The sequence below is a fragment of the Labrenzia sp. 011 genome (assembly GCF_003075075.1).
Lineage (GTDB): Bacteria > Pseudomonadota > Alphaproteobacteria > Rhizobiales > Stappiaceae > Roseibium.
The window spans coordinates 132,876-154,726 of the sequence record NZ_QCYM01000011.1 but is presented as its reverse complement, the minus strand read 5'-3'; the positions used below and the strand labels follow the sequence as shown (position 1 = coordinate 154,726).

The following is a 21,851-nucleotide window of genomic DNA, read 5'->3' as shown; positions in this document are numbered from 1 at the left end:
ATATTGGCACGTTCACGCAAAAGTATGGCGTTTCCGCAATCAAGAAAGTGAACATCCAGTGGCTTGAGAGAAAACTGGCCAATCCCTGCTTGGGAGGCGACTTCAAGCAATCAGGTCTTAAGCAGACGATCCCCAAATGGGTGGGAATTATTTGGATCAAGTATAAAACTCAGGAAGTTGGAATGTCGAATTTCCTGACGAACCATTCCAATAGCTTCAAAGGGACAAAAGTGACTGATCCGTTGCTCAAAGTTCTCAAAATCGTTATTCGAGTGACCAACCAAAAAATCTTCAAGCAGCTTTAGTTTTTGGTCAGCTGAAAGGTCGCTATGGCTTAAATATTCGTCCATATTTACGCGAATTGAATCCCATAACATTGAAAACGGAGCCCCCACCGAGGCACGAACAATTTTATGCATTCAATATGAATTCAACCTTCTAGACAAACAAAAAGCCGCGGCGAACCACGGCTTTTGTTGTCTAGAATTTGGAGCGGGCGATGGGATTCGAACCCACGACCCCAACCTTGGCAAGGTTGTGCTCTACCCCTGAGCTACGCCCGCACAGCGACCTGAGCGCCTGGGCAGTGCCGCCCCGGCTTCGGTGGCGCTGTATATGAACCAAGCCGGGACGGATTGCAACACCGAATCTGCAGATTTTTTTCAAGCCGTCTTTTTGTGGATTTCCTGTGTTCATCTGCCGGGAAAAACTACGGAATTCAGCACCGTAGTACGGCAATTCACTCTTGTCGCGGAATATGGAAACGCGCTAGATCACCCTGTCTTCATGTCAAGTCACATGAGAGCACGAAACGCGACCGATCAGGAATGACGGGAGCATCCTGCGGCCCCCGGGCCGGACAGGAACGCTTCCCGGACCCGTTGAAACCTGGGGAAACTGCATGCCGGCAAGCCGTGACGATCTGATGGCCTTCCTGAAAACCCTCGATATCGATGTGACCACGGTCGATCACGAACCGGTCTTCACCGTGGCGGAATCGGGCGGATTGCATGAACGCATCCCCGGCGGCCACACCAAGAACCTGTTCGTGAAGGACAAGAAGGGCCGCCTGTTCCTGGTCGTGGCGCTGCACGACGCACAGATCGACCTGAAGAAGATCCATCAGACCATCGGCGCGCAGGGACGGGTGTCCTTCGGCAATGCGGATCTTCTCATGGAGGTGCTGGGCGTGGAACCGGGATCGGTGACGCCCTTCTCCCTGATCAACGACCGGGAAGCACAGAGGGTTACCCCCGTGTTCGACGCTGCAATGATGCAGCACAATGTCCTGAACTTTCATCCGCTCAAGAATGATGCCACGACATCCATTCGAGCGGACGATCTGATGAAATTCGCCGGCGCCTGCGGTCACTCCGCCCGCATCCTCGCGGTCAGCGACGAGGCCGTGGCGGCGGGACTTTAGCTTACGGCCCTGAAGCGTACCCGGCAGGCGTTTGTAATTCGGGCGCTTCGGCTCCATGTTATGAGCAAATTCGACCCTTTGACGGTCACCACTTTAGGTCCGGGCGCGCCAGACGCGGACCGTAGAAACGAGGCGGACAGATGAGCAACGGCAATTACACCATGGGCGGCCAGATCGGCGGCGGGTTCGGTGGCAGCATGGGCGGCGGCTACGCAGGTCAGACGGACGGTCAGGCTGCGGCCGGCGCCGGCGGCGCTCCCGCCGGCGGCGATCTGGTTTTCGATGTCACCACTCAGACCTTCATGGCGGACGTGATGGAAGCCTCCCGTCATCAGACCGTACTGGTGGATTTCTGGGCTCCCTGGTGCGGCCCCTGCAAGCAGCTGACGCCGATCATCGAGGCCGCCGTGAAGGCCGCCGGCGGCCGGGTCAGGCTCGCCAAGATGAATATCGACGAAAACCCGGAGATCCCGGGACAGATGGGGATCCAGTCGATTCCCGCCGTGGTCGCCTTCAAGGACGGCCAGCCGGTCGACGGCTTCATGGGCGCCCAGCAGGAAAGCCAGGTCAAGGCCTTCATCGAAAAGGTCGCCGGCCCGGCCCCGGCAAACCAGGCGGACGTGCATCTCGAGCAGGCCGAAGAGCTGCTTGCAGCCGGTGATTTCGGCCAGGCCGCCCAGCACTTCGGTGCCGTCATGCAGATGGAACCGGACAACGCCAAGGCCATCGCCGGTCTTGCCCAATGCTATCTCGCGGCCGGAGAACCGGAGCGCGCCGCCCAGGCGCTTGACCTCGTGCCGGAGGAGAAACGCTCCGACGAGGCATATGTCGCTGCAAGGACCGCGCTCGAGCTGGCCGAACAGGCGGCCTCTCTCGGCGATCTGGCCGATCTGCAGGACCGCATCGAGAAAGATCCTCTGAACCTGCAGGCCCGGTTCGATCTGGCCCTCGGACTGAACGGCAAGGGCGACAAGAACGGCGCCGTCGACCAGCTGATCGAGATCGTCCGCCGCGACAGGGAGTGGAACGAGGACGGCGCCCGCAAGCAGCTTCTGCAGTTCTTCGAGGCCTGGGGCTTCAAGGATCCGGCAAGCGCCTATGGACGGCGCCGCCTTTCTGCGGTGCTGTTTTCTTGACGATTGCCGATCACGCCACACATTAGGATTCGGATGGCGTTGTGCGCCCGGCGGCGCACAGCGCGCCGATTCCGGTAGGACCAACGACAGAAGGCGGGAACATGCAGGCGGGAAATGCCATTTACGAAACGATCGCGGATCTGCCGCCGATTCTGCCCGTGTTTCCTCTGCCCGGCGCCCTGCTTCTTCCCAGAACCCAGTTGCCGCTGAACATTTTCGAGCAGCGCTACATCGACATGGTCGATGCGGCCCTGGCGGGCAACAGGCTGATCGGCATGGTTCAGCCGTCGCCGGACCACGACACCGACGACGACGAGGACAATCCGGCACTGGCGAACGTGGGATGCGTCGGCCGCCTGACGAGCTTTCAGGAGACCGGAGACGGGCGCTATCTGATCACCCTTCAGGGCATCACCCGCTTCGCCCTCGGCAAGGAACTGGGCTCCTATTCCGGCTTCCGCCAGGTGGAATGCGACTTCGCCCCCTTCGCCCATGATCTCAAATGCGGCGAAGGCGAAGAGGACGTCGACCGGCACGGCCTTTTGAAGACATTGCGCGCCTATCTGGACGCCAACAATCTGGAAGCCGACTGGCGCAGCGTTTCGGAAGCCGAAACCGAAGTTCTGGTGAACGCGCTCTGCATGATGTGCCCCTACGGCCCCCAGGAAAAACAGGCCCTGCTGGAAGCGCGCGACCTGAAGACCCGCGCCGAAACGCTGATCGCCATCACCGAAATGGATCTCGCCAGATCGCAGAACGATGGCGGCACCACATTGCAGTAGGCCACCGGACCTCCTGCCGCATCTCCGGGTCCGGGAGACGGAGGAGTGTTCAGGCACCATCAGGACAGAAAGACCGATCCCATGACCGAAACCGCGGAACGCCCCGTTGACCGGAAGCTTCTGGAGCTTCTCGTGTGCCCGCTGACCAAATCGACGCTTGAATATGATGCCCAGAAGCAGGAACTGATTTCCCGCTCGGCGCGCCTCGCCTATCCGATCCGCAACGGCATCCCCATCATGCTGCCGGACGAGGCCCGCAAGCTGGAAGATTAGGGTTACGGACCAGATTGCTTGAGTTTCAGTCTGCCGACAAACCCGCTGTCGGCAGTCCGGGCTGCGTGGTGCGAAGCGTCATCGCGTAAACGCGACTCCAGACTTCAGCGCGAGCGCATGCGAGCGCCAAACTGCCGGGTTACCGCCTGATCAGGATCAATATGCGACGGCGGCGCGAAATATGTCCGGATTCCGGATCGGGGCTCGACCTGCATCCCACCTGCCGGAGCCGGTGGACAGCGGGCTCGCCAGCAGTCTGTGCCCGGGCCATCCGGTCCGGACAGGTTCATCCCCGAATTTTCAGAAGATCAGTATCCGCGAAACAGCGGCATGAGATTGATGATGATGATCTGACGGATGAAAATGATGAGCAGCAGCAGGATCACCGGGGAAATGTCGACGCCGCCCAGATCCGGCAGGAAGCGGCGTATGGGCCGCAGCGCAGGCTCCGTCAGATTATAGAGCACCCGGCCGATGCTGTTGATGACCTGATTGTTGGAATTGACGATATTAAAGGCGAAGAGCCACGAGAAGATCGCAGAGGCAATGATCACGTAGGTGTAGAGTTCCAGTGCGATAAGAATGACGTTGAAAAGGGCTGTCATGGTCTCGTCCGTTGCCGTTCAGGATCTGTCTTGAACCTCATGTAGCGGCAAGACGGAAAAGCTGCAAGACGCGGCACCTCGCAACGCGGATTTGTTTGCAGCGCGGTTTTCTCCGGACCGGTCACAGATGCCCAAATGCAACAGTTTCACAAAACCCTCGTTCCTTAGGCTTTTTATAACCCTTAGTCGTGCTATCGTCCCTCCACTCGGATCTCCAATGGATATGACCTTTATGATGAAGCTGTTGTCTCGCGTCGCGCTGGCCCTTTCACTGAGCGCCGTGTCTGGAGGCGCTCTGGCGGAAAGCGGCCAGGTCTCCTCTCAGGATGCAAGCAAGCAGTTTGTGATCGATCTCGGCATCGGCGCCATCGCCAAGCCGCGGTACGAAGCTGCGGACAGCTATCTGGTCTATCCTTTCCCGATCATCGCCGTGGGCCGGTTCTACGTGCCGGGTCTCGGTCAGGTCGTTGACGGACGGCGCAAGAGCGGCGTCTTCTTCTACCCCTCATTCAATTACATCGGCGAACGCAAGGCCAGCGACAGCTCGGACCTGACGGGAACCAAAACCGTCGACTGGGCGCTTGAGCTCGGGCTTGGCGGCGGCTTCCGGACCAATCATTTCCGCGCCTTCGCCGAATTGCGCCAGGGGATCAACGGCCATACCGGCCAGGTCGGGATGGTCGGTCTCGACGGGATCATCTATCCGAGCGAAAAATGGGAAGTCAGTTTCGGTCCGCGTGCCGATTTTGCCTCCGAGGATTACATGGACACCTATTTCGGTGTCAGTGCCTCTGAAGCCGCCAACAGCGGCGGACGCCTGACCGCCTACAGCCCCAGCGCCGGTTTCAAGAGCCTCGGCCTGGCGGCCCGTGCCAGCTACGACTGGAACGACGATGTCCGCCTTCACCTTCAGGGCGGCTACGACCGGCTGGTCGGCGACGCCGCCGACAGCCCAATTGCCGAAGGCGGCAGCAAGGACCAGTTCAGTCTTGGCGTCGGGGTCAGCTACCGCTTCGCATTCGACCTGTTCTAGGAGCGCGTCGCGTTCAATCGGATTCATGACTTCAGGAAGACGCCGAGGCAGTCTTTGCATCACAAATGCGTTCGGGCGATTTCCTGAATTCAATTCAGCGCGACTGGCTCCAGACCGGCAACAGGGTTCCTCACGGTTCCAGACAGGTTTTGAAGTGACGGGAAAGGCTTCCGCAGGCCGTTCCCGGAAAGCTTGAACCTGACACGCGCGTCCCGCCCGCACGGATGGGGCAGACCCTGTCCAGGCGCAAGATGACCGGCAGCATGGCCCGTTCAGAACCGTCCCTTCAATCCACCGCGTTCGCCCCGGCCGTCAGTAGGTGCAGGTGGCCAGCTCTATGCCGCTCGGAAGTTTGGTGGCCTCGTCGCCGCAGGCCCCCAGGATCCGGCTCGGATCCAGATTTTTGGCGCCCGTCAGATCGGCGCCCGGCAGACGTGTCCGGCGCAGCAGGGCACCGTCGAAATCCACATCGGTCAGATTTGCGCCGCTCAGATCGGAACTGACCAGCCTGACACCTGACAGATCGGCACCGGAGAAATCGGCGTTTTTCGCGCTGATGCGGTCGAGCTTTGCCTGGCGGAGGCGGGCATTCTGAAAATTCGTGTCGCGCAGATCGGCACGTTCAAGATTGGCCCCGTCCATCTTCGCCCCCCTGAAGGTTGCCCCATGTCCGATGGAACGGATCAGGGTGACATTTCTGAGGTCCGCTCCGTCGAAATTCGCGCCCGAAACGATGCTGGAATTCATGTCCGATTCCCGCAGGTCGACGTCCTGCAGATTGGCCCCGGTGAGGTTCGACTTTTCCAGGTCGACCGACCGCATGCTGGCATTGGAAAAATCCGACCCGGAGAAATCCGAGCGCTCGGCCTCCGTCCGCCGGAAATCGGCCCTGCGGAAATTTCCATTCGGAAGCACGGCTTCCTTCAGATCCACCTCCCGCAGGATCGCCCGGTCGAAATCGGCATTCTCCATCGAGATGCCCCGAAGCTCGGCAAGTTTCAGATCGCAGCGCGGGCATCCCCCCTGAGCGGTGATCTCGGCAATCCGCGCCTTGTCGCTCGCTGCCAGGGCTTCGACCGCAAAGGCGCCTCCCGAACAGGCCGCGACCGTCAGCGCGCCGAGGCAACCTGCCAGAAACCGGGTCATCCTGTCGCTCATCGCAAATCCCTTTTCCCGTAACCATCAAGACCGGCCCGCGTCCGTCCGAACCGGCACAAAGCAGAAAACCCGATCGTTCTCAAAGTGTTGAAACATTCTGCCTGTATTCGCACGAACGCAGGATGCTCCACATGGCAGTCACAAATCAACCGCCGGCAACACCACAGGGGCTGTCCCGACAAGCAGGAAATAGGTCATCAAGCCGGCAATTTAAGGACAGTTCCCGTCCGAAAATCGAATTTACATGAAAATATCGGGAAATCTGCCGGGGATTGTGCGGGCATCGCACATGCCGGAGGCGGCCCCTGCCGGAAGATGTGGGAAGGAAGAAGCGGGCGGGGTCGCATTTGCCCGCTTCTTCCATCCACTTTTCGCTGACGACGCACTACCTGACAATCAGCGTGCCAATTCCAACGCAAAAGCCTTGCCAAACCGTTTTTCGCGAAAAACATCCAGATCTGGCCCGGACAGAAGCGGAATCCACAACATGCTGATTTCGTTAAAAAACATGCCCCCAGCCTGCATTGCAATCTGCAACGCCACCTGCAAACGCGGCTAACGGAAGGTTAACGCGATCGCCACCGCGCCGGCGCGGCCGTCAGGAGAATTCGCTGCGCAGGTCGACCGTGGAACGCTCGCCGATGTCGTCGTAGTGACGGTCCAGCCAGTCCCGGGCGGTGTTGCGTCCGATGTCACGCAGCTCGGTCAGAAAGGCCCATTCCGCATTCAGTTTCGACGAGGCCTGCAGCGGATTGAGCTCGGCAGCGGAAATCCGGTGCATATGCACCTTCATGTAGTCGTCCCTGGACAGTTTCCCCTCTTCGACCAGACGGGTGACGAAGTCGATGGCCCGGAGCTCCCTCAGCAGGGTCGAATTGAAGCTGATCTCGTTGACCCGGTTGAGAATTTCCCGCGCGCTCTTCGGCACCTCGCGCCGCTCCAGAGGGTTGATCTGGATCAGCACCACATCCGGTGTTCTTGTTTCGTAGAACAGCGGATAAAGCGGCGGATTGCCCATGTAGCCGCCGTCCCAATAGGGCTCTCCGTCAATTTCCACCGCCTGATAGAGATGCGGCAGGCAGGCGGAGGCCATCACCGCATCCAGGGTCACTTCCTTGTGGGTGAAGATCCTGATCTTCCCGGTGAAGACATTGGTCGCGGAAATGAACAGTTTCACCGCATGACAGGAATGCACCTTCTCGAAATCGACGACCTTCGCCACCACGTCGCGCAGGGGATTGACGTTGAACGGATTGAGTTCATAGGGAGAGGCAAATCGCGACATCACGTCGAAATAGAGATAGCTGGGCGAAAAATCGAGGCTCCACTGCCCCAGGAGGACATCCAGGGGAGAGCGCTGGATCGGACTGAACTGCGCATGGCTGCTGACCTCGCGCCAGAAATTTTCCAGGCTCTCCCGCGCCCCGTCCTCGCCGCCGGACGCCATGCCGCTGACCAGAACAACCCCGTTCATCGCTCCCGCGGATGTTCCCGTTATGGCGTCGATGACAAAGCGGCTGTCTTCCAGAAACCAGTCCAGGACACCCCATGTAAACGCGCCATGCGCACCCCCGCCCTGAAGGGCGAGGTTTATTTTCTTCGCTGCGGCCATCACGGTCCTCCTTTGGCCTCTTCCGAAGGCCCGGAACATCTGCGTCCGCGTGCGTGCGGACGGCATGCCCGAATTAGAACGACGGATCTCCGATCCGCACCGGCCGCAGATCCGTCACCCGGACGGGTGATTATTGCGCCGTCCACCCGCCGTCGATCGGCAGAATGGAGCCGGTGATCGAAGAGGCGGAATCGGAACACAGGAACACGGCAAAGGCGGCGACCTGCTCGATGGTCACGAACTGCTTTGTCGGCTGGGCGGCCAGCATCACGTCTTTCTTGACCTCCTCCTCGGTCATGTTGCGCGCCTTCATCGTGTCGGGGATCTGCGCTTCCACCAGCGGCGTCCAGACGTAGCCGGGACAGATCGCATTCACGGTGATCCCATGCTCGGCCACTTCCAGCGCAACCGTCTTGGTCAGGCCGGCAATGCCGTGTTTGGCGGACACATAGGCGGATTTGAACGGCGATGCGACCAGCGCATGCGCCGAGGCTGTGTTGATGATCCTGCCCCATCCCCGTTCCTTCATGCCCGGAAGGGCTGCCCGGGTGGTGTGGAACGCCGACGTCAGGTTGATAGCAATGATCGCGTCCCATTTTTCGATCGGAAACTCGTCCACCGGAGAAACGAACTGGATGCCCGCATTGTTGACCAGGACATCGACGGACCCGAATTCCTTCTCCGCATCGGCGATCATGCCGGCAATCTCGTCACCCTTGAGCATGTTGGCGGCGGAATAGGAGCAGCGGACACCGAAATCGGCCTCGATGGCCGCACGGGTGCGCTCGATCTCGGCCGCATCGCCCAGACCGTTGATGACCACATTGGCCCCTTTTTCCGCGAAGGCCCGGGCATACCCGAGGCCTATGCCCGAAGTGGAGCCGGTGACGACGGCGGTTTTGTTGGAAAGCATGATGGATCTCCCAGGACGTTATGAAATTCAGGCGCATCATTTCACCAGTTGGTGCCGCACCGCAACATCGCAATACTCCGGAGTGACAATGACGCAGTTGCGCGCCCCTGTCCCTCAGGGCCGGTCGGCATTCCGGCGGCGCAGGCGCCGGACACCATCGACAGCCCTGCGGGCACGCGCCCTGGCGGCGGTCCTATGGTCTTCGGCTTGCGTGTAGTCGGCAGGCCTGAGGCCGAGACGCGCGGCGAAACGGTCGCGGATCAATCCGTAAAATGTGGCATGAAGGCTGGCGAAGGCCCAGACCAGAATCAGCATCGTGCCCATGGGAAAGATTGCCGAACGGATCTGCTGCCAGAGTGCGCTCGCGGGCACAATCCCGTCGCTGATGCCCAGCAGCAGCATCCAGACGAACACCAGGAACCCGGCAAGCAGGCTCATGATCAGGGCCGAAAACGCCATGGCCCAGCCGAGCCCGGAGGTCGCCCGCCAGCTTTCTCTCAGGGTGAGCGGGTCGTCCAGCGCGGCTGCGGGCAGAATGACCGAGAAGCGCTGGACCACCATCAGTGCGATGAAGGGCGCCAGAACGAAAAGCAGCAGGCCGGCGCCGGCGGTCACCGCCGCAAGCAGCAGCGCGACGATCGCAAGAGGGACGAGCGACAGCAGGCCGATCAGCGTGAGAACGATCTGGTTGAGAATCACCCGAACGGTGCGTCCGCCGAAGGTGAGCGGAAAATCGCGCGCATCGATCAGAATCCGGCGGACATAGGCAATGGCGATCGAAAAGCCGACCAGCAGATTGGCGACCGCCGCCAGGGCGCGCAAGGCACCTTCATCGGCCGCCGCGACCGGTTCGGTCATGTAGGACACGGTCGTGAACCCGCTTTCCGGCATCAGCGTACCGCCGATGGCGAAATTGAGGGCGACCAGCAGCAGGATATAGGCCCAGCCGGTCCGCAGCAGCGTTCCGATATTGTGCTGTGCCAGAGACAGTGAGCGTTCCAGAACCGTGATGAACATGAACTGCCCTCGCAGGGTTTGATCAGGCTTGCGGAAGAATAGCGATTTTGCCGGGCCGCGCCAGCACCGCATCGGACCGGTCCCGGCGCCTTCAGGCGCGGCGTAAATCCGCCGGTTTCGCCCTGCCGGCTCCGCCCCCATTGCCCTTTTTCGCCTCAACCCCTAATCATGCGCTGGAAAACCGGACCGAGTTCCCTCATGTATGTGTCCATGAACTCAGTTCCCATGACCCTGTGGTTCCCGTGATGATTGATGATTTTGCAAAACCCCTGGCCCGGCGCAAATCGGTTGGCGTGATGGTCGGCAACGTGATGGTCGGCGGCGACGCGCCGGTTGCCGTTCAGTCGATGACCAATACCGACACCGCCGACGCGGACGCGACCGTCGCCCAGGTTTCGGCCCTCGCCCGGGCCGGGTCGGAAATCGTGCGCATCACCGTCGACCGACCCGAGGCCGCCGCCCAGGTGCCGCGCATCCGCGAACGTCTGGACCGCCTCGGTATCGATGTGCCGCTGGTCGGGGATTTCCACTATATCGGCCACAAGCTCCTGAGCGACTATCCCGACTGCGCCAGGGCGCTCGACAAGTACCGCATCAATCCGGGCAATGTCGGCTTCAAGGCCAAGCGCGACACCCAGTTCTCCCAGATCATCGAGATCGCCCTGAAGCACGACAAGCCGGTGCGCATCGGCGTCAACTGGGGCTCGCTGGACCAGGAGCTGCTGACCAGGCTGATGGACGAGAACGCGAACAGCGCCAAGCCGGTTTCGGCCGGCGCCGTCATGCGCGAGGCGATCATCCAGTCCGGACTGCTGTCGGGCGAACGCGCCGAAGCCCTCGGAATGGGCCGTGACAGGATCATCCTGTCGGCCAAGGTCAGCCAGGTGCAGGACCTGATCGCCGTTTATGCCGATCTGGCCCGCCGCTGCGACTACGCGCTTCACCTCGGCCTGACGGAAGCCGGCATGGGCACCAAGGGCATTGTCTCCTCGGCCGCCTCCATGGGCATCCTGCTGCAGCAGGGCATCGGCGACACCATTCGCGTGTCGCTGACGCCGGAGCCCGGCGGCGACCGCACCCGCGAGGTGCAGGTTGCCCAGGAGCTGCTGCAGGTGATGGGCTTTCGCGCCTTCGTTCCGGTTGTCGCCGCCTGCCCCGGCTGCGGCCGCACCACCTCGACCGTGTTCCAGGAACTGGCCGGCGACATTCAGGACCATATCCGCGAGTCCATGCCGAAATGGCGCGAGGAATATCCCGGCGTCGAAAGCCTCAACGTCGCGGTGATGGGCTGTATCGTCAACGGGCCCGGCGAATCCAAACACGCCGACATCGGCATTTCCCTGCCCGGCACCGGCGAAACCCCTTCCGCACCGGTTTTCGTCGACGGCGAGAAGGTCACCACCCTGCGCGGGCCGGGCATTGCCGACGAATTCAAGAAAATGGTGCTGGACTATATCGAGAAACGCTACGGCGCCGGCAGAAAATCCTCTTCAGACGCCGCCTGATCCGCCAGAAAGATGCCGACGATGACACAACAGCCGGGCTCTCCCGTGCCGCAGAAGCAGCCGATCCTTGTCATCACCTCCCAGGTCGTGCGTGGCGGCATCAGTGGTCGCGGGCTGACCTTCGCCCTGGAACGGGTCGGCCACGAGGTCTGGTTCCTGCCGACCATTCTTCTGCCCTGGCACCCGGGACAGGGCAAGGGCACGCGGATCGTTCCGCCGACCGATGCCTTCGCCGCCATTGCCGAAGACCTTGCCAGGGCTCCGGGACTTGGCGAAATCGGTGCCGTCATCTCCGGATATCTGGGCAATGCCGAACAGGCCAGTGCCATTGAAGGCATCGTGCAGGCGGTCAGGAAGGCCAATCCGCAGGCTCTCTATCTCTGCGACCCGGTGATCGGCGATTTTCCCGCGAACGGGGGCAGCGGGCTCTACGTCCCCGAGGCAACCGCCGAGGCCGTTCGGGACCGGTTGATCCCGATGGCCGATATCGTCACACCCAACCGCTTCGAACTCGGCTGGCTGACCGGGCGGGAGATCGAAAGCGAACTCCAGGCACTGGCCGCAGCGCGCCTTCTCGGCAACGAGCGCGTCGTCGTCACCTCCTCTCCGGCGCTCCGCCGCAATGCCATCGCCAATCTGCTGGCCGGACCGCGTGGCGCCGTCGCCACCGAACATGCGGTCATTGCCGATCCCCCCAAGGGCACCGGCGATTTGATCGCCGGATTGTTCCTCACCAATCTGCTGGCAGGGCTGGACGACGAGGAAGCGCTGAAACGTGCCGCGGCCTCCGTCTTCGAACTGGTGGCCAGAAGTGTCAAGAAGGGCGCCGACGAATTGCTCTTCGCCGAGGAACAGCAATCGGTGGTCCGGGCCATGGCGCTGGTGACCTCGCGCCGGGTACTGGAATCAAGGTCCCGTGCCTGAGCATTCCCGAGTGCGGGTTGCCGGTGTCGACGGCTGCAGGGCCGGCTGGATCGCCGTCCTGCGCGTTCCGAAGATCCCCGACACTCTGGAACTCCGGCTTTTTCCGCGCTTCGCGGACCTGCTCGTCCTTGTCCCCTTGGTGGACATCATCGCGGTCGACATGCCTATCGGTCTGCCCGATCGGGTCGGGCCTGCCGGGCGCGGCCCGGAAAAGGCGGCCCGCCGGCACCTGGGCCAGCGACAGTCCTCCGTTTTCACTGTCCCCTCGCGCGCAGCCGTCTACGAGGAGGACTACCCGGCGGCCTGCGAGACAGCACTGGAAACATCGGATCCGCCGAAAAAGGTCTCCAGGCAGTGCTTCCACCTGTTCCCGAAGATCCGCGAGATCGACGCCCTGATGACACCCGAGCTCGAGGCCCGCGTTCATGAGGTTCACCCGGAGCTGGCGTTCTGGCGGCTCAACGGCGAAACGGAAATGAGCCTGCCGAAGAAGATCAGAAGCCGCGCCAATCCGGACGGTCTCGATCAGCGGCGGGATCTGCTGGTCTCCAAGGGCCTCGACCGGGCCTTCCTCGACCAGAAGCCGCCGCCCGGCTGCGGACGCGACGACCTTCTGGACGCGGCCGCCAATTGCCTGATCGCCGAGCGGATTCTAATGGGGCAGGCCGAACCCTTTCCGAAAGACTATCGGCGGGACGGGCGCGGATTGAGAATGGCAATCTGGGCGTGAGGACCCGAACCGGTCCGAAAATCCGTCGTTGCCATGAAGTCGACACAAGATTCGCAAAAGCTGTAGGGTGTTATTCGGATGGCGGCGGGTTCCGGCCGTCCGTAAAGTTCAGATGACGCTTTTCACCGGAGCATCCTGCGCACGGAACGCAAATCGGATGTTTCACCACTCCAAGATCAATCAGTTTTCCCCTTTTCATATGCATTTCTTATGAAAACAGCCCCTCGAGAGGACACACTTTTTATGCGGACAAAAGGCATTGCCAACTTGTTGACCCGTTTTAGCTGGCCACCCAATCCGGCGAGCCCGGGAGCGTGATGACCGACAGGCTGCCCGGCAACACCAGGCCTGTTCACGCCCTTGTCCCCGTTGCCGATCATCGCGCGCGCAAGAGCAGATGCGTGCGGCGTGAGGGAACACTGCACAACTGAAATGAACGCCTGATACCCGTTTAACGAGATACCCTGCTGACCGGCCAACATAAGTTGGCAATGCCCGCGCCGTAACTGATCGAATGTCACGGCGCGGCTAGGTTTTTCTGAACACATATCTGGAGGTAGGAATGACAAATACCGGAAGGAATGCTTCCGTCCCTGTTCTTGTCGGTCTGTTGGCCGCGCTTGGACAGACCCCCGCTGCAATGGCGGCGGACAGTTCCGATGACAAGGCAACGCAGACGGCCATTGCCGCCGTATCCGAAATGGGCAAGCAGCTGCGTGAACTGAAAAGTTTCGGCATTCACGCCGACGTTGCCTATGACGATGTCGTCGGCGACGGCGTTCTCGTTCAAAGAAACGAGGAACTCACGATTTCTGCACGTCTTCCGGACGGCTTGCGCGCCGAAATTGAAGGCGCGGATCTTCATCGCAGCATCACCTATGACGGTAAGACGGTTACGGTCTACGGCGAAACGCTCGGTTACTACGCCCAGTTCGAGGCTCCCGCGACAATCCGCGAAACGTTGCAAAAGGCTGCCGAAAAGCATGATCTTCAGTTCCCGCTTGCGGATCTGTTCTTCTGGGGAACCGATGAGGACAATCTCGCCGATGTAACGGCTGCCACCATGGTCGGACCTGCGAATATCGGTGGCCGCCTTTGCGACCAGTATGTCTTCGCCCAGGACGATGTGAGCTGGCAGATCTGGATCACGCAAGGAGACAAGAAGCTTCCTTGCAAGCTGTCCATTGTCGACCTGACACAGCCTGCCAGACCTCAATATTCAGCTGTCATCGACATGACCCCTGAAGCCACGTTCGATGCATCGGTCTTCAGTTTCGCTCCGCCGGAGGGAGCTGAAAAGATCCGTATCTACTCTGCAGAAACCGCAGACCAATAATCCGGGAGGACAACCGATCATGCGCAAAATCCTGTTATCAACCCTTTCGGCATTCCTGATTTACGGCCTCGTTCCGGCGACGGTCCATGTTGCCAGCACCGACCAGGCGGAAGCCCGTGGAGGTGGTCATCGTGGCGGCGGTGGAGGTGGCGGACGCCACACCGTGAACAACCGTGCGGGCGGTGGTCACAACCAAGTCAACAACACCTCGGTTAACCGGAACAAAACAGTGGTGAACCGCAACAACAACAATAATACCGTGGTGAATCAGAAGAACGTTGACGTAAATGTTAACCGGAACACCAACGTCAATGTTGACAATCATTACTATGACCATCGCCACCATCCGGTAGCAAGGGCAGCTGCCATTACCGCAACGGCTGTCGCAGTTGGCACGATCGTCGCGTCGCTTCCCTCCGGTTGTTCCCAGGTGGTCGTCAACGGCATTGTCTATCAGCAATGCGGCAACGCCTGGTACGCACCGCAGTACCAGGGCACGACAGTAAATTACATCGTTGTGAACCCGCCACGCTAAACAGGTTCGGGCGTCGGTAGCCGGACATTGAACCGACCGCCGACGCGCATTGCCAGCTTATGTCGGCTGGTCAGCAGGGTATCTCGTTGAACGGATTTCAGGCGTTCATTTCACCTGCGCAGTCATCCCCTGGGCCACACGCATCTGCTCTTGCGTGGCGGCATGAGGGCGCGGACAGCTTCCATCGGCACGGTCGTCAGACCGTGCCGATCTGATTTCGGGCGGAAACACTTGAGCCGGCCTACGCCGTTGCCCTCTCCCCGCATCGGGCGCAAGACCTGAACAGGCCTGGTGTCGCCGGGCAGCTTGTCGGTCACCATGCTCCCCTGCGCGGCGAATTGCGTGGCCGGCCCGCACGTCCGGCCGACGGCCGCGCATATTGCAGCTTCATTTTTCCCCTTAAAATTGCAACACTGAATTCAGAACGTCGAACGTTTACGAATTCAGTGCCGCGGAGTCATCCGCGCAAAAGACATTTTTCTATTGCGGTGACTGCAGAGCCGCCAACGACCCGGAGTTTCAGATACCGGCATTTTTAGAAAGTGGGGAACGTCATGGACCGGAAATTCCTAGTAACTCGCCCGCCCGGGAAGGGCCTCCTGCTGATCCTGACTCTTCTGCTTTCACTCCCGCTGCTCAGCGGCGCGACGGCTCTCGCCCAGGGTGTTCTGCAGGGAACGCAGGACGGAGCACTGCAAATAGTCCGGTCGACCGAAGAGTTTCTTGCCCCCGAGGCCATATACGGCACCGTTCATGTCGTCCCGAAGGCCGCCGATGGCGAAAATGCGCTGATATATTTTCCACCGGGAAAAGGTGAAGTTTCCACCGACGTCGTCACATACAAGCTGGCCGGGAAACCGGATGAGATCATCACCGTAAAGGTCGACCTGCGGGGAGAGCCCGGAGCCTTCGGCAGCACCGAAATCTACAACGAGTCCTTCAAGGCGGTCTTCATCCTGTTCATTCTGGCCGTTCTCGTGGAAAGCGGTCTGCAGCTCATCTTCCGCTGGCGGCCCTATATGCGCGTTTTCAACACGTCCTCCTCCAATGCCCTGATTGCCTTCGCCTTCGCCCTGACCCTGGTCGTGATGTTCCATCTGGATGTGGTGACCAATCTGTTCAACATCTACACACGGCCCGTCGCTCCCGAAGAAAACACGATTCCGGGCTACATCCTGACCGCCATGATCATCGCCGGCGGCAGTGCGGGTGTGAACAGGATCCTGCGCGCCCTCGGCTTCAGACCGATCGAGCCGCCGGCCGAAATCGCCGGCCCCACGCGCGAGGATCAGGCCTGGATATCCGTCATGCTGACGCGGAAAAACGCCACGGGTCCCGTGGATGTGATGTTCGGCAAGGAGGGCGAGCTTGCGGTCATCGGAACCATTGCCGGACAGGGCCGGATGAATGCCCTGTCCTCGCTGTTCCTGCGAAACAGGTCTCGCTTTCCCTCCAGCGGCGGCTATGCCGTTCCTGTCGGTGGTCCCTATATGGTCAGGATCAAGACAGCCGGCGTCGCGGATCCCGATGATCCGCCGGATTCGGCCCGCAAAAGCGAAGCTTCCTGGGGACCGAACCTGATCGGAAACCGTGCGATCATCGATCTGAATCTGACACTGTAGAAATGCCGTGATGATCGGCGCTTGCGGGCAGCTTATCCTGTCCGCTCAACCGTCAGTTTCACGCTGCCCCTGTTGTTGCCGTAGGCCTGCCAGGCGTCATTGGCGAAGGCATAAAGATAGCCGTCCGCCTTCAGGGGAAACCGCCCGCCCCTGCCGATCAGGAACCTGTCGTGCGGCACCGCATTTTCCGGTGCCTCCGCGCCGATGCCATTGGCAACGACCCCGACCAGCGCAAACCACGGCATCTCCCCTTCGCGGCGGGTCAGCCAGAAGTCGGTCTGCAGGTTGCCGGACAGGGCCTTGAACATTTTCTCCACCTGCCCCCAGGCGGAGGCGGCCACATGCACCACCTCGGCCGCCTGGAAGCGACCGTCCCGTGTCCCTTCCGGACCGCACTTGATGGTGGCATCGACCCACTGGCCCGACGCGGTGAAAAGGTAATCCTCACCAGCCTTCAGGAACAGCCCGGTCGCATTCCATTTTTCGCGCGCGAAGATATCGAAGCTGCATTTCTGCCCCACTTCCAGCCGATGGGTCGGCCAGTAGACGGCTTGGGTCAGGGGCGGATTGCCATGCCGTTTCAGAGCGGAGGAATGAAACCGCGCCCCGGAATCCGGGTCGGTGAGACAGGGCACGCTGCGCGGCCGGGTCCTCAGCTTCCTGTAGAAACCGCCGACGGAATCATGCAGCACGTCCCGCGGATCGGGATCGATCTGGGCCACTGCTGCCTCCCGGAAGGCGAGACCGCAAGCCGCCGCTTCCTCGATCATCCATTTCAGCGCCCCATCGGACAGACCCATGCGGGCGTAGCCCCCGCCCACGTCGGAATGGGCCCCGGGAAACCAGATCTGTTTCACGTCCGTCCCGGCGCCGGTTTTCGTCCACAGGGTCGGGGAAAAGGTCGAGCGCGGCTCATCCATCGCGATTGCGTGCCGCGCAAAGGCAACGGTGTCACTCAGTTCCGTATCGTGAAAGGCGTGCTTGCGCGGATCGTCGAGAAGATTCAGCAGCGCAAGCTCGTCCGGAATGCCGAGAGATCCGACCGTGTCCCAGACACCCAGAAAGTGAACGGGCGTTTTCCCCGCCCCGTCCAGTCCCGGCCCGGTGTTGTGAAACGGCAGGTGCCTCAGGTTTCTCCGGTTTTCCTCCGTCCTGCGGTAATTGGCGAAGACCTCGTCCACCCGCGCCCATATCGTTTCATCCGGCAGCCCCTCTTCGCCCAGATCCAGAAGGCCGCAGGCGGAGATCATCCCCGCCAGGCTTCGGACCGTATAGGCTCCCCTGCTGAATCCGAACAGGAAGAGTCTGTCTCCCGGCTGATAGATCCCCGCCAGCCATCGGTAGGCGCTCTTGATATTGCGGTCCAGCCCGGCACCGATCCCGCCGCCCAGGAGCCGTCTCCACCAGCCGCCCTCGGTTCCCACACCCGCGTGATAATATGTTTCCTGGGGGACGCCGGACGCATCTTTCCCGCTGATCGCCGCATGGATTTTCACCACATTCGTGGGCGCAGGAATGCCGTCATCCATGTTGTCCGGCGTCGCCCAGGTTCCATCGCAACACACCACAAGATTGACCATGCCTCGGCTCCCGTCAGGATTGTCCGAAGATATAAATTAATCACAGGTTTTGCCACATCACCAAGAGCGAAAGCCGGAAAATTCGCGAAAACTGCCGGTAAATCCGGACCTATTCCGGTGCGGGCAACGTCAGTCCGGGAGCCTTTTCAATGACCTGTGTCGTCACCATCTCAAACCCCGGCGCCTTGGTGTCATAGACCGCCTTGACAATGAAACCGTCGCTGCGCCGGACCCAGTAAGTGTAGCGGTTCTCCGTGAGCATACCCTGGCTCACGGTGACATCCGCCGCCACGACATCCACGGTCTCGCCGTTCATCGCCTCTTCGCCGCAGACAGGATTACGGATGGTTTCCGCATTGGCCAGCTTGTCCGCCCGCGCCTTGTCGGCATTCTGGCCGGTGTCCATGTCGCGGACCTTCTGCCAGGTCTTGCCTGCGTCCGCAGACTGATAGAGCACGTTCTCATAGCCGAGCACCCAGGGCCCTGCCGGGGAGGTCGGCACAGTCATGTAGTGATCCGGGGTGAGATAAAGAAACGTGTTGGTCGAAGGCGGCGCGCCCTTGAATGCCGTCGTCGTGGCACTCTTTGTCGGAGTTCCCTGATCGAGCTGAAGGTAAAGTTCTGTGAACCTGTCCTGACACGGATCCGCGAGCGCAGCCTGTCCGCAAACACCCAGGAAAAGAATTGCCGTAAAAATCGGTTTCATGGCCCTCTCCAAAAAATCACAAATTCAAAATATCAGGCTGTATGGAACATCGTTTCCGCACCACTGGCAATCCTTGCGGGCCTGCCCGGCGTGAATGCAGGATCCCAAGGGCCGGCAGAGCGAAGCGCGAAACGGGATCGTCGGGCTGTACCCCCTTCAATTGGCATCGTGTCAAACAGGCGCGCAGACGGACAGAAATGCGCCAGATCAACAAAAACGGGCCCCGAAGGGCCCGCTCAAATCGTCCGCTATCCGATCCTTGGACCGATCAGCTGGTCACCAGGTTCCGCAGCACGTAGTGCAGGATGCCGCCAGCCTTGATGTATTCCAGCTCGTCTTCCGTATCCACGCGGCACAGGCACTCGATGACTTTGGTCTTGCCGTCCTCATAGGTGACTTCCACATCCATCATCTGGCGCGGCTTGATGTCGGCGATGCCCTTGATGGTCACGCGTTCCTTGCCGGTGATGCCATGGGACTGCCAGCTCTCGCCTTCCTTGAAGGTGAGCGGGACAACGCCCATGCCGACCAGGTTGGAGCGGTGGATCCGCTCGAAGGACTGGGCGATCACCGCGCGCACGCCGAGCAGCTTGGTGCCCTTGGCGGCCCAGTCACGGGAAGAGCCCGTGCCGTATTCCTTGCCGGCGAAGACGACCAGCGGAACGCCCGCTTCCTGGTATTCCATGCAGGCGTCGTAGATCCACTTCTTCTCGCCGTCCTTCATGGTGACGCCGCCTTCGACACCCGGAACCATCTGGTTCTTGATGCGGATGTTGGCGAAGGTGCCGCGCATCATGACCTGGTGGTTGCCGCGCCGTGCGCCATAGGAGTTGAAGTCCTTCTGGGCGACCTGATGCTCGGCAAGATAGGTGCCGGCCGGGCTGTCGGCCTTGATGTTGCCGGCCGGGGAAATGTGGTCGGTGGTGATGCTGTCGAGGAACAGGCCCATGACGGCGGCACCCTCGATGTCCTCAAGCGGCTTCGGCTCCATGGTCATGCCCTCGAAATAGGGCGGGTTCTGCACATAGGTCGAGGAAACCGGCCAGCCGTAGGTCATGCCGCCTTCCACCTTGATGCCCTGCCAGTGCTCGTCGCCCTTGAAGACGTCGCCGTAGCGCTCGCGGAACATTTCCTCGGTGATCGAGGAGCGGATGAGATCGGTGATCTCTTCCGTGGTCGGCCAGATGTCCCGCAGATACACCGGGTTGCCGTCCTGATCCTCGCCGAGAGAGTCCTCGGTGATGTTGACGTTCAGGTTGCCGGCGATGGCATAGGCGACGACCAGGGGCGGCGAGGCCAGATAGTTGGCACGCACGTCCGGGTTCACCCGGCCCTCGAAGTTGCGGTTGCCGGAGAGCACCGAACAGGCGATCAGGTCGTTGTCGTTGATCGCCTTGGAGATCGCCGGGTCGAGCGGACCGGAGTTGCCGATACAGGTGGTGCAGCCGTAACCGGCCAGCGTGAAGCCGAGAGCATCGAGATCGTCCTGCACACCGGCCTTTTCCAGATAGTCGGTCACGACCTGGGAGCCGGGAGCCAGGGAGGTTTTCACCCACGGCTTGACCTTGAGACCCTTTTGCATGGCGTTGCGGGCCACGAGGCCGGCACCGATCAGAACGGAGGGGTTCGAGGTGTTGGTGCAGGAGGTGATCGCCGCAATCACCACATCGCCATTGCCGAGGTCGTAGTCCTTGCCTTCGACGGCAACCCGCTTGGACAGCTCGTCCGCCTTCTTGAACTCTTCCGCCATGGTCTTGGCAAAGCCAGTGGCGGCATCGGACAGGTTGATGCGGTCCTGCGGGCGCTTCGGTCCGGAGATGGCCGGAACGACCGTGGAGATGTCCAGTTCCAGCGTGTCGGTGAAGACCGGCTCTTCATTGCCCGAACGGTACATGCCCTGGGCCCTGGCGTATTCCTCTACCAGCGCGACGCGATCCTTGTCGCGGCCGGTGGCCTCCAGGTATTTCAGCGTGTCCGCATCGACCGGGAAGAAGCCGCAGGTCGCGCCATATTCCGGAGCCATGTTGGCAATGGTGGCGGAGTCTTCCAGCGACAGGTTGTCGAGGCCGGGACCGTAGAATTCCACGAACTTGCCGACAACGCCCTTCTGGCGCAGCATTTCCACGACGCGCAGCACGAGGTCGGTCGCGGTGATGCCTTCATTCAGCTTGCCGGTCAGCTTGAAGCCGACGACTTCCGGAATCAGCATGGAGATCGGCTGGCCGAGCATGGCCGCTTCCGCCTCGATGCCGCCGACGCCCCAGCCCAGAACCGCCAGGCCGTTGACCATGGTGGTGTGGCTGTCCGTGCCGACGAGCGTGTCCGGATAGGCGACGGTTTCGCCGTCCTCTTCCTTCGTCCAGACGGTCTGGGCGAGATATTCCAGGTTCACCTGATGGCAGATGCCGGTTCCGGGAGGAACGGCGCGGAAGTTGTCGAATGCCGACTGGCCCCAGCGCAGGAACTCGTAGCGCTCCTTGTTGCGCTGGTATTCCAGTTCCACGTTCTTGCGGAAGGAGTCCTTGGTGCCGAAGTAGTCGATCATCACCGAGTGGTCGATGACAAGATCGACAGGCACCAGCGGGTTGACCTTCTTCGGGTCGCCGCCGAGCTTGACCGCCGCGTCGCGCATGGCCGCCAGATCGACGACGGCCGGAACACCGGTGAAGTCCTGCATCAGCACGCGTGCCGGACGGTAGGAGATCTCCTGCGAGGACTTGCGGGTTTTCAGCCATTCGGCACAGGCAAGAATGTCTTCCTTCTTCACCGTGCGCCCGTCTTCGAAGCGCAGCAGGTTTTCCAGAACGACTTTCAGGGAAAACGGTAGTCTGGAAACACCTTCCAGGCCGTTTTTCTCTGCTTCCGGAATCGAGAAGTAGGTGTAGGTCTTGCCGCCGGCTGTCAGGGTCTTCTTGCACTTGAAGCTATCGAGGGACTGGGTCACGACGCGCGGTCTCCTTA

20 protein-coding genes and 1 tRNA gene are annotated in these 21,851 nt (G+C 60.9%); 12 read left to right on the top strand and 9 right to left on the bottom strand.

Annotated elements, in window-relative coordinates:
* On the top strand, positions 1 to 305 hold a 305-nt coding region (locus DCO57_RS23915), incomplete at its 5' end, for a hypothetical protein (RefSeq protein ID WP_244287941.1).
* Positions 306 to 488: 183 nt separating this feature from the next.
* Here DCO57_RS23915 and DCO57_RS13640 read toward each other — a convergent pair.
* A tRNA-Gly gene (locus tag DCO57_RS13640) sits at positions 489 to 563 on the bottom strand.
* 338 nt (positions 564 to 901) lie between these two features.
* Between DCO57_RS13640 and DCO57_RS13635 the strand changes: the two genes are divergently transcribed.
* From DCO57_RS13635 to DCO57_RS13620, 4 genes are all read left to right on the top strand, one after another.
* Positions 902 to 1,423, top strand: coding sequence for a prolyl-tRNA synthetase associated domain-containing protein (locus DCO57_RS13635; RefSeq protein ID WP_116699449.1), 522 nt, complete (start codon positions 902 to 904; stop codon positions 1,421 to 1,423).
* Positions 1,424 to 1,563: 140 nt separating this feature from the next.
* The gene (gene trxA / locus DCO57_RS13630; protein ID WP_116699448.1) at positions 1,564 to 2,559 is read left to right on the top strand and encodes a thioredoxin; all 996 of its coding nucleotides are present in this window, start codon (positions 1,564 to 1,566) and stop codon (positions 2,557 to 2,559) included.
* A gap of 101 nt (positions 2,560 to 2,660) precedes the next feature.
* Positions 2,661 to 3,341, top strand: a complete 681-nt coding sequence (locus DCO57_RS13625; protein WP_116699447.1) for an LON peptidase substrate-binding domain-containing protein — start codon at positions 2,661 to 2,663, stop codon at positions 3,339 to 3,341.
* Positions 3,342 to 3,422: 81 nt separating this feature from the next.
* Entirely contained in the window at positions 3,423 to 3,614 is a 192-nt protein-coding gene (locus tag DCO57_RS13620; RefSeq protein ID WP_116699470.1) for a Trm112 family protein, read from the top strand.
* Positions 3,615 to 3,922: 308 nt separating this feature from the next.
* Here the strand turns inward: DCO57_RS13620 and DCO57_RS13615 are convergent, their stop codons facing one another.
* On the bottom strand, positions 3,923 to 4,219 hold the full coding sequence (locus tag DCO57_RS13615; protein WP_116699446.1) for a YggT family protein: 297 nt from the start codon (positions 4,217 to 4,219) through the stop codon (positions 3,923 to 3,925).
* 217 nt (positions 4,220 to 4,436) lie between these two features.
* Here DCO57_RS13615 and DCO57_RS13610 point away from each other — a divergent pair, with 217 nt between their 5' ends.
* Entirely contained in the window at positions 4,437 to 5,252 is an 816-nt protein-coding gene (locus tag DCO57_RS13610; RefSeq protein WP_208977942.1) for a MipA/OmpV family protein, read from the top strand.
* Positions 5,253 to 5,564: 312 nt separating this feature from the next.
* On the opposite strand, the gene DCO57_RS13605 is transcribed toward DCO57_RS13610, so the two are convergent.
* The 4 genes from DCO57_RS13605 to DCO57_RS13590 form a co-directional block, all read right to left on the bottom strand.
* Complete coding sequence (locus tag DCO57_RS13605) at positions 5,565 to 6,410, bottom strand: pentapeptide repeat-containing protein (protein WP_116699445.1); 846 nt, start codon at positions 6,408 to 6,410, stop codon at positions 5,565 to 5,567.
* Positions 6,411 to 7,008: 598 nt separating this feature from the next.
* A complete protein-coding gene (locus tag DCO57_RS13600) occupies positions 7,009 to 8,022 on the bottom strand; it encodes a patatin-like phospholipase family protein (protein WP_116699444.1) in 1,014 nt (337 codons plus the stop codon).
* 130 nt (positions 8,023 to 8,152) lie between these two features.
* Positions 8,153 to 8,935: a 3-hydroxybutyrate dehydrogenase gene (locus DCO57_RS13595; RefSeq protein WP_116699443.1), complete on the bottom strand. Its 783-nt coding sequence runs from the start codon at positions 8,933 to 8,935 to the stop codon at positions 8,153 to 8,155.
* Positions 8,936 to 9,049: 114 nt separating this feature from the next.
* A complete protein-coding gene (locus tag DCO57_RS13590) occupies positions 9,050 to 9,952 on the bottom strand; it encodes a 4-hydroxy-3-methylbut-2-en-1-yl diphosphate synthase (RefSeq protein WP_116699442.1) in 903 nt (300 codons plus the stop codon).
* A gap of 245 nt (positions 9,953 to 10,197) precedes the next feature.
* Here DCO57_RS13590 and ispG point away from each other — a divergent pair, with 245 nt between their 5' ends.
* From ispG to DCO57_RS13560, 6 genes are all read left to right on the top strand, one after another.
* On the top strand, positions 10,198 to 11,457 hold the full coding sequence (gene ispG, locus DCO57_RS13585) for a flavodoxin-dependent (E)-4-hydroxy-3-methylbut-2-enyl-diphosphate synthase (protein ID WP_116699441.1): 1,260 nt from the start codon (positions 10,198 to 10,200) through the stop codon (positions 11,455 to 11,457).
* Positions 11,458 to 11,478: 21 nt separating this feature from the next.
* Positions 11,479 to 12,381, top strand: a complete 903-nt coding sequence (gene pdxY, locus DCO57_RS13580; protein ID WP_116699468.1) for a pyridoxal kinase — start codon at positions 11,479 to 11,481, stop codon at positions 12,379 to 12,381.
* Positions 12,374 to 13,111 (top strand): DUF429 domain-containing protein, encoded by a 738-nt coding sequence (locus DCO57_RS13575; protein ID WP_116699440.1) that lies wholly within the window; start codon positions 12,374 to 12,376, stop codon positions 13,109 to 13,111. Before pdxY ends, DCO57_RS13575 begins: the two co-directional genes overlap by 8 nt.
* Before the next feature lie 562 nt (positions 13,112 to 13,673).
* Positions 13,674 to 14,447 (top strand): DUF2092 domain-containing protein, encoded by a 774-nt coding sequence (locus DCO57_RS13570; protein WP_116699439.1) that lies wholly within the window; start codon positions 13,674 to 13,676, stop codon positions 14,445 to 14,447.
* Between the two features lie 19 nt (positions 14,448 to 14,466).
* Positions 14,467 to 14,982 (top strand): DUF6515 family protein, encoded by a 516-nt coding sequence (locus DCO57_RS13565; RefSeq protein WP_116699438.1) that lies wholly within the window; start codon positions 14,467 to 14,469, stop codon positions 14,980 to 14,982.
* 554 nt (positions 14,983 to 15,536) lie between these two features.
* Positions 15,537 to 16,604, top strand: a complete 1,068-nt coding sequence (locus tag DCO57_RS13560; RefSeq protein ID WP_116699437.1) for a hypothetical protein — start codon at positions 15,537 to 15,539, stop codon at positions 16,602 to 16,604.
* A 32-nt stretch (positions 16,605 to 16,636) separates the two neighbouring features.
* Here the strand turns inward: DCO57_RS13560 and DCO57_RS13555 are convergent, their stop codons facing one another.
* From DCO57_RS13555 to acnA, 3 genes are all read right to left on the bottom strand, one after another.
* Positions 16,637 to 18,184: a DUF2235 domain-containing protein gene (locus tag DCO57_RS13555; RefSeq protein ID WP_116699436.1), complete on the bottom strand. Its 1,548-nt coding sequence runs from the start codon at positions 18,182 to 18,184 to the stop codon at positions 16,637 to 16,639.
* 109 nt (positions 18,185 to 18,293) lie between these two features.
* Positions 18,294 to 18,890 (bottom strand): hypothetical protein, encoded by a 597-nt coding sequence (locus DCO57_RS13550; protein ID WP_116699435.1) that lies wholly within the window; start codon positions 18,888 to 18,890, stop codon positions 18,294 to 18,296.
* Positions 18,891 to 19,158: 268 nt separating this feature from the next.
* Positions 19,159 to 21,834 (bottom strand): aconitate hydratase AcnA, encoded by a 2,676-nt coding sequence (gene acnA / locus DCO57_RS13545; RefSeq protein WP_116699434.1) that lies wholly within the window; start codon positions 21,832 to 21,834, stop codon positions 19,159 to 19,161.
* Positions 21,835 to 21,851: the final 17 nt, after the last annotated feature.